Genomic DNA, 8,219 nt, shown 5'->3' with positions numbered 1-8,219 from the left:
CGCCGGCGGCAATGATCGCCTCGCACACCGCCTCCTGACCATCACCAGGGTCACATGTGCAGCGTTTCGACCGTCTTGTCGTCGCCACCCTTGCCGACCCGCGAGTTGCGGTAGCCGTAGACGAAGTAGATGGCGAAGCCGATCGCCATCCACACCAGGAACCGCAGCCAGGTCTCGACGCTCAGGTTGAGCGTCAGGTAGATGCAGATCAACGCGGCCACGATCGGCAGCACCGGGCTGAACGGCACCTTGAAGGAGCGCTCCAGGTCCGGGCGCCGCTTGCGCAGGATCGGCACGGCGATGGAGACCAGCGCGAACGCGGTCAGGGTGCCGATGTTGACCATCTCCTCGAGCTTGCCGATCGGGGTGAAGGTGGCCACGATCGCGACGAAGACGCCGACGGTGAGGGTGATCCGGATCGGGGTGCCGGTCTTCGGGTTCACGTGGGCGAACCTCACCGGGAACAGACCGTCGCGGCTCATCGCGAAGATGACCCGGATGGCGCCGATCATCAGCGTCATGACGACGGTGGTCAGACCGGCGACGGCACCGGCCGAGATCAGCGTCGCGAAGCCGCCGCGGCCGACGTCGCGGAACGCCGTGGCGAGCGCGGCCTCGGGGTCGATCTGGTCGTACTTCACCATGCCGGTGATGACCAGGGCGACTGCGACGTAGAGGATCGTGCAGATCACCAGCGAGCCGATGATGCCGCGGGGCAGGTCGCGCTGCGGGTTGTTGGCCTCCTCCGCGGTCGTGGCGACCACGTCGAAGCCGATGTAGGCGAAGAAGACGACCGAGGCGGCCGAGATGATGCCGAGGACACCGAAGGTCTGCGGCTCCAGACCGAAGGCCCACTGGATCAGCGGCTGGTGGATGCCCTCGCCGCTGATGGAGCCGGCGCGCTCCGGGATGAACGGGGAGTAGTTGGACCCCGAGATGTAGAACATTCCGGCGACGATGACGAACAGGACGATGAAGAGCTTGACCGCGACGAGCGCGAGGTTGACCCGCAGCGACTCCTTGATACCGATCGCGATGAGGCCGACCAGAACGACGACGAGCAGCAGCGCGGCCAGGTTGGGCTGACCGAAGTCGGCATTGGCGTCCGGTCCCAGGCCCTTGGGCCAGCCGAGGCCGATCTCCTCGAGGAAGATCACCAGGTAGCTGCTCCAGCCCTGCGCGACCACGGACGCACCGAGCACCATCTCCAGGATCAGGTCCCAGCCGATGATCCAGGCGAGCATCTCGCCGAGGGTGGCGTAGGAGAACGTGTACGCCGACCCGGAAACCGGCACAGTCGAGGCGAACTCGGCGTAGCACAGCGCCGCCAGACCGCAGCAGATCGCGGCGATGATGAAGGAGAAGACGACCCCCGGTCCCGCGTACTGGGCCGCGGCCCGACCGGTCAGAGTGAAGATTCCCGCTCCGATGATGACGCCGATCCCGAAGACGGTCAGGTCGACGGAGGTGAGCCGCCGTTTGAGCTTGAAATCAGGGTGGTCGGCATCGGCGAGGGATTGCTCGATGGACTTTGTTCGCCAAATGGACATGGGGGATAGGAAACCATCTCGACTGATGGACCGGAAGGGTCGGGGGTGTAGTCCGTCACATCCCGCACCGGAAACTGCTCGCCTCGGAGGCAGGCCCAGCGACGTACGCGGGCCAGGTCGGCCACTCGCACAGCGGCCGCGTGCGGCTGGCCCCGGCGTTGCCGTCGGCGACCACCTGGTTCTCTCCCGGCTCGAGGCCCCGCTCGGCCCACGTCTGCAGCGCCGTGAGCGAGTCGTACGAAGCGGAGAAGGCGACCGGGGCGAAGTTGGCGTGGTTGGCGCCGGGCACCAGGTAGAACCGCGAGAACCCCTCGGTCGCCCGCTTGCCCATCACCCGCTGGACGCGCTGGTAGTAGTCGATCGTGGAACGGTGGCTGACCAGCTCGTCGGCAGCACCATGGACCAGGATCAGCTTGCCGCCGGACCGGGCGAACGGGCGCAGGTCGGCGTCGTTGACATCCTGGAGCGCGGTCAGCTCGCTGATCCGGCGCTGCCACTCCCCCGGCTCGGCCGGGTCGATCGCGAACGGGCTGATCTGCGGGTCGCGAGCGACGAAGTACTTGGCCCACTGGTTCCAGAACTGCATGCCGTAGCCGGCGGTCACCGGCATCGGGTCGGCCGGTGCGGTGGTGCCGAAACCGAGGATCGGCGTCGACATCCGGCCCCCGGACAGCAGCGGGAACCCGGGATATCCCCACTCCCCGCTCGCCACCCGGTAGGGCAACCGCCAGCTGCTGTCGGCGGCCACGATCGCATCCACCTGCTCCCGGGCGAGGCAGGTGGCGTCGGGCGTCTCGTCCTCGCCGCACAGCAGCGTCTCCGGGTCGAAGTCGCAGCCGGCCTCGTCGGAGATCACCCCGTCCGCGAGCCCGTCACCGCCGTCGCAGGCGGCCAGGACCCGCTGCGCGACCAGGTCCTGCTGCGCCTTCGACGGGAACGCGCCGGGCTTGGCGAACTCGTGGGTGATCCGGCCGAAGAAGAGATCGAGGGTCGCGGCGTTCCAGGCGGGATAGGCGGAGATCACCCCGTCGAAGTCGCGCGGCCAGCGTTGCGCGACGGCGAGGGCCTCGCGGCCGCCGGTCGAGCCGCCGGCGAAGTAGGCCGTGCCGGGAGCGCGGCCGAAGGCCTTCGTGATCACGTACGTGGCGGTGTCGTGCACTTTCTTGAGCGCATCACCCGAGAAGTTGCGCACCGCCTCGTCGTTCTGCCCGAACCAGCCGTCCAGGCTGGCGATCGGGTGGCGGCTGGTGTCGGCCTGGTGACCGGAGTCGCTGGCGTAGGTGGCGTAGCCGCGGCCGAGCGGGGTGCGCTGGTCGACCGGCCCGAAGGGCACGTTCTGGGCGAGGTTGGGGACGGTGCCGTTGTAGCCACCGCCGCCGAACATCATCGTCCGCCCGTTCCACCCCTGCGGCAGGGCCAGCCCCATCCGGATGTCCGGGGCGGCGGGGTCGACCGGATGGATCGCGATGTCGACGCGGCAGTAGGCCGGGAGCGCGGTCGGGCCGGTCCCGGCGGCCGGCATCGACGTCGCCGCGGTGACCTCGGCACCGGTCGTCGGCAGGCCGATGCGGTGGGCGGGAATCCTCAGTCCGACCAGCGACGAGCAGTCGGCGGTGCCCGTCGACGGCGCGGCACTCGCGGGCACCTGGCCGACGACCAGGGCCGCGGCGGCGACAGCGAGCGACGAGCCGACGGTCAGGAATCTGCGTACGAGACGGGTGGGGGCCATTTCTCAAGGATCGCGACGCGGTGTGACGTGCGCCATGTGGTCTCCGCACACAACTCCGCCGCCCGAGATGTGGGCGACCGCAGGCGCCGCGCCGACAGGTCGGCATGGCGATCGACCACACAGCAGACGGGTCCAGTGTGTCCCGAACCCCTATGGCGTACGTCTCACCACTTCCCTAGCGTCGCCCCTGTGACGAGCACCACATCGACCCCGAGGTGCGCACTACGGACCGAGGGTCTCACCAAGGACTTCCGCGGCTTTCGCGCGGTCAGCTCCGTCGACCTCGAGGTCGCCGAGGGCGGCGTACACGCGCTCGTCGGCCCCAACGGCGCCGGCAAGACGACCCTGTTCAACCTGCTGACCGGCTTCCTCAAGCCCACCAGCGGACGGATCACGGTCTTCGGTGACGATGTCACCGGGATGGCACCGGAGCGGATCACCCGCCACGGCGTGGCCCGCTCCTTCCAGATCACCAGCCTCTTCGAGAACCTCACCCCGCGCGAGCACGTCGAGATCGCGCTGCAGGGGCTGACCAACCAGGGGCTGAAGTTCTGGCGTTCGGAGAAGCTGCTGGGGCGGCGGCGCGAGGAGGTCGACCGGCTGCTGGCCGAGGTCGGCCTGACCGAGCTGGCCGACAGGCCGACCGGGCTGATGGCGTACGGGCAGAAGCGGGCGCTCGAGCTCGCTCTCGTGCTCGCGGTCGAGCCCCGGCTGCTGCTGCTCGACGAGCCGACGGCGGGGATGGGCATCGAGGACGTCGACCGGACGATCGAGCTCGTCCGGCGCATCGCGGCCGGGCGGACGGTGGTCCTCGTCGACCACAACATGCACGTGGTCGGCCAGCTGGCCAACCGGGTCACGGTCCTGCAGCAGGGCGCGGTGCTCGCCGAGGGCCCCTACGACGAGGTCCGCGCCGATGCGCGTGTCATCACCGCCTATCTCGGGGAGGCCCACAGTGCTTGAGATAGAGAAGCTGAGCGCCTGGTTCGGCGAGGCGCAGGCCCTGCGCGAGGCCACCCTGAGCGTCGGCGAGGGCGAGGTCGTCACCCTCGTCGGCCGCAACGGCGCCGGCAAGACCACGCTCGTACGCTGCCTGATGGGTCTCCACAAGCACCTGACCGGATCGATCCGGCTCGACGGCCGCGACATCACCTCGCTGCCCGCGCACAAGCGGGCCCGCGCCGGGATCGGCTGGGTGCAGGACGACCGCGGCATCTTCGCCAACCTGAGCGTGGAGGAGAACCTCCTGCTTCCGCCGAAGGTCTCCGACTCCGCCTGGACGCTGGAGCAGGTCTACGACGCCTTTCCGGCGCTGGGCAGCCGCCGCCGAGCGGGTGGGACGACGCTCTCGGGCGGCGAGCAGCAGATGCTCGCCGTCGCCCGGGTGCTCCGCACCGGCGCCCGCCTGCTGCTGCTCGACGAGCCGTCCGAGGGGCTCGCCCCTGTCATCGTCGCCCAGATCGGCGACATCGTGCGGACCGCGAAGCAGTCCGGGATCGGCGTGCTCCTGATCGAGCAGAACGTACGTTTCGCCGCCACCGTCGCCGACCGCCACTACCTGCTCGCCCAGGGCCGCCTGGTCGAGAGCCTCGACAACGACGAGTTCGTCGAACGTCAGGACGAGCTACTCGAACACCTCGGGATCTGACGTACGTCCCCAGAGATCGAGCACAGCCCTACCCCACTAGGAGAGACACGATGAACAAGCGACGCACAGCTGCCGGCGCCTCGATGCTGATGGCCGGTGTCCTGGTCACCGCGGGCTGCGGTGCCGGCGGGCCGAGCGCGAGCGGAGGCGACTTCACCGACGACAAGGTGGTCCTCGCCCTGCTCAACGACGCCTCCGGCGTCTACAAGGACGTCTCCGGCCCGAACTCGAAGGTCGCGATCCAGATGGCGATCGACGACTACCAGGAGAAGTACGGCGAGGAGGCCGTCGTCGAGGACATCGAGGTGACCTCGGCCGATCACCAGAACGAGCCGGACATCGCCAACACCAAGGCCCAGGAGCTCTACGACCGCGAGGGCGCCGACGTGATCCTGGACGTGCCGACCTCGTCGGCGGCGCTGGCCGTCGCGACCCAGGCGAAGAACAAGAAGAAGCTCTACATGAACATCGGGGCCGGGACCACCGAGCTGACCGGCGCACAGTGCAACAAGTACACCTTCCACTACGCCTACGACACCTGGATGCTGGCCAACGGCACCGGCACCGTCGTCACCGAGGAGGGCGACAAGAACTGGCAGCTGATCTACCCGGACTACGCCTTCGGCCAGGACATGGTGAAGTCGTTCACCGGCGCGATCGAGGCCGGCGGCGGCAAGGTCGGGGGCACGATCGCGACGCCGTTTCCGAACGACAACTTCGCGACGTACATCACCAAGGCGGGAGCCGCGAAACCGCAGGTCATCGGCACCATGCACGCCGGCGGCGACCTGATCAACCTGGTCAAGCAGTACAACGAGTCCGGGCTCAAGGACCAGGGCATCGACCTGGCCGTCGGGCTGATGTTCATCTCCGACATCCACTCGCTCGGCGTCGAGGCGTTCGAGGGCACGATCTTCACCGACGCCTGGTACTGGAACCTCGACGAGAAGTCGCGCGAGTGGGCCGACCGTTTCATGAAGGAGACCGGCGACCGGCCGACGTACGCCCACGCGGGCAACTACTCGGCGGCGACGCAGTACCTCGAGGCGGTCCAGGCGGCCGGCACCGACGACGCCGACAAGGTCGTCGAGGAGCTCGAGGGCAAGAAGGTCGAGGACATGTTCCTGCGCAACGGTGAGATCCGCGCCGAGGACCACCGGGTCATCCACGACGTCTACCTGGCCCGGGTCAAGGGCCCGGCCGACGTCAAGGAGGACTGGGACTACGAGGAGATCATCAAGACGATCCCGGCCGAGGAGGCATTCCGCCCGGCGGCTGAGTCCGGCTGCTCGATGTAGCTGCGCATCCGAGGTCTAGAGGGATTGGTATGAACGCGGTTCTGCAGTACACCGTCCAAGGGCTCGCGGCCGGCAGCTTCTACGCGCTGGCCGCGCTCGGACTGGCGGTCATCTTCGGGGTGCTGGGCGTGGTCAACTTCGCCCACGGCGCCTTCTACATGCTGGGGGCGGTCGCCGCCGCGGTGCTCCTGGACACCGTCGGGATGACCCTGTGGCTGGCACTGATCGTGGTGCCGTTGCTGATGCTGGTCTTCGGGATGCTGGTCGAGCGGCTGCTGGTGCAGTGGCTGCTGCCGCTCGACCCGCTCTACAACCTGCTGCTCACCTTCGGGCTGACCCTGTTGCTGGTCGACCTGGTCAAGCGCCGCTACGGGGTCTCGGGGTTGCCCTACGAGCGCCCCGAGCTGCTGTCCGGCCGGGTGCAGGTGGGTGGCGTCGGGCTGCCGGTCTACCAGCTCTTCGTGATCGGGGTCGCGCTGCTCGTCTGCCTCGGCGTCTGGCTGCTGATGACGCGTACGCGGGTGGGCATGATCGTCCGCGCCGCGACCGAGCGGCCCGAGCTCGCCGGCGCGCTCGGGATCAACGTCGGGCGCTGGGTCACGCCGGTGTTCGGCTTCGGGGTCGCGCTCGCCGGTCTGGCCGGAGTGCTCGCGGCACCGTTCCGGGCGATCACCGCCGAGATGGGCAGCGACTTCATCATCATCCTGTTCGCGGTCGTGGTGATCGGCGGGCTCGGTTCGATCGTGGGCGCCGTCGTCGGCGGGTTCCTGGTCGGGCTCGTGGAGGCCTTCGGGCAGGCGTACGCACCGACGTTCTCCCAGGTGCTCATCTTCGTGCTGATGGCCGTGGTCGTCCTGGCCCGGCCGGCCGGGCTCTTCGGCCGAGAGGAGGCGACGGCATGACGAGCATCGCAACAGCGGGCGCGAGCGTCACCGAGCAGCACGCGACGATCGCCGGGGCACGGCCCTGGCAGCGGCTGGTCCTGCTGGGGATCGGCCTGGCGGTGGCGCTCGGCCTGCCCTGGTTCGTCTACCCGCCGGTGGCGATGGACATCGCCGCGTGGGCGCTCTTCGCGGTGGCCCTCGACCTGCTGCTGGGCTACTGCGGGCTGCTCTCCTTCGGTCACGCCGCCTTCTGGGGCGGATCGGCCTATGCCACGGGACTGATCGCGATCCATCTCGGCGTCCCGTTCCCGGTGGCGATCCTCGGCGGGGCGCTCTTCGCGATGCTGCTCGCGGTGCCGATCGGCTACCTGTCGGTGAAGCGGTCGGGGATCTACTTCGCGATGGTCACCCTCGCCTTCGCGCAGATGCTCTTCTTCATCGCCAACCAGGCCTCCTCGCTCACCGGCGGGGAGAACGGGCTTCAGGGCGTACCGCGGTCGTTCTTCGGGATCGAGGCGGTCGAGACCGACTCGTTCTTCTTCTACTACGCGGCGCTGCCGATCATCCTGCTCGGGATGTGGGCGGCCTGGCGGATCGTCCACTCCCCCTTCGGACGGGTGCTTGTCGCGATCCGTGACAACGCGCCGCGGGCTCGGGCGCTGGGCTACGACGTCGAGCGTTACAAGCTGATCGTCTTCGTGCTCTCGGCCGGGCTCTCCGGTCTCGCCGGCGGCGTCTTCGCCGTCTCGCACGGATTCGTCGCGCTGCCCGAGCTGCACTGGGCCACCTCCGGCGAGGTCGTCCTGATGACCGTGCTCGGCGGGATCGGCACCCTGTGGGGCGGCGTCATCGGCGCCGGCCTCATCGTGATCCTCGCCGACTACCTGGCCTCGTCCGGGTTCGACGGGATCGGCATCGTCACCGGGGCCGTGTTCGTGACCGTCGTGCTGCTCTTCCGCCGCGGCATCTGGGGCACCGCCCGCCACCTCTGGCTGACCCGCCACCGCTCGTAGCTCCAGCGCCGAGTCCTCCCTTCGCCGAGACGGCGGACCTGCTGGCCGAGCGCGAGTGGCCGGCACTCTACGACCGCAGCGCCCTGGCCGCCGTCGA

Annotated in this window: 7 protein-coding genes; 5 read left to right on the top strand and 2 right to left on the bottom strand. The window is 69.0% G+C overall.

From position 1 onward, the window contains the following. Nucleotides 1–50: 50 nt before the first annotated feature. Nucleotides 51–1,550: an amino acid permease gene (locus ABZ796_RS27465; RefSeq protein WP_357341338.1), complete on the bottom strand. Its 1,500-nt coding sequence runs from the start codon at nucleotides 1,548–1,550 to the stop codon at nucleotides 51–53. Between the two features lie 55 nt (nucleotides 1,551–1,605). Continuing rightward, entirely contained in the window at nucleotides 1,606–3,279 is a 1,674-nt protein-coding gene (locus tag ABZ796_RS27460) for a tannase/feruloyl esterase family alpha/beta hydrolase (RefSeq protein WP_357341336.1), read from the bottom strand. A gap of 189 nt (nucleotides 3,280–3,468) precedes the next feature. Here ABZ796_RS27460 and ABZ796_RS27455 point away from each other — a divergent pair, with 189 nt between their 5' ends. From ABZ796_RS27455 to ABZ796_RS27435, 5 genes are read left to right on the top strand one after another with little or no spacing between them, the layout of a single operon-like run. Next, on the top strand, nucleotides 3,469–4,242 hold the full coding sequence (locus ABZ796_RS27455) for an ABC transporter ATP-binding protein (RefSeq protein WP_357341335.1): 774 nt from the start codon (nucleotides 3,469–3,471) through the stop codon (nucleotides 4,240–4,242). After that, the gene (locus ABZ796_RS27450; protein WP_357341334.1) at nucleotides 4,235–4,927 is read left to right on the top strand and encodes an ABC transporter ATP-binding protein; all 693 of its coding nucleotides are present in this window, start codon (nucleotides 4,235–4,237) and stop codon (nucleotides 4,925–4,927) included. Before ABZ796_RS27455 ends, ABZ796_RS27450 begins: the two co-directional genes overlap by 8 nt. Nucleotides 4,928–4,977: 50 nt before the next feature. Beyond that, entirely contained in the window at nucleotides 4,978–6,225 is a 1,248-nt protein-coding gene (locus tag ABZ796_RS27445) for an ABC transporter substrate-binding protein (RefSeq protein ID WP_357341333.1), read from the top strand. Nucleotides 6,226–6,254: 29 nt separating this feature from the next. Further along, complete coding sequence (locus ABZ796_RS27440) at nucleotides 6,255–7,127, top strand: branched-chain amino acid ABC transporter permease (protein ID WP_357341331.1); 873 nt, start codon at nucleotides 6,255–6,257, stop codon at nucleotides 7,125–7,127. Next, the gene (locus tag ABZ796_RS27435) at nucleotides 7,124–8,122 is read left to right on the top strand and encodes a branched-chain amino acid ABC transporter permease (RefSeq protein ID WP_357341330.1); all 999 of its coding nucleotides are present in this window, start codon (nucleotides 7,124–7,126) and stop codon (nucleotides 8,120–8,122) included. The genes ABZ796_RS27440 and ABZ796_RS27435 overlap by 4 nt, the downstream gene beginning before the upstream one ends. The last annotated feature ends 97 nt before the right edge of the window (nucleotides 8,123–8,219 follow it).

The organism is Nocardioides sp. NPDC047086, from assembly GCF_040643685.1.
Classification (GTDB): Bacteria; Actinomycetota; Actinomycetes; order Propionibacteriales; family Nocardioidaceae; genus Nocardioides.
Note: the sequence above shows the minus strand (reverse complement) of the source record. Positions and strands in the feature narration are given on the sequence as shown.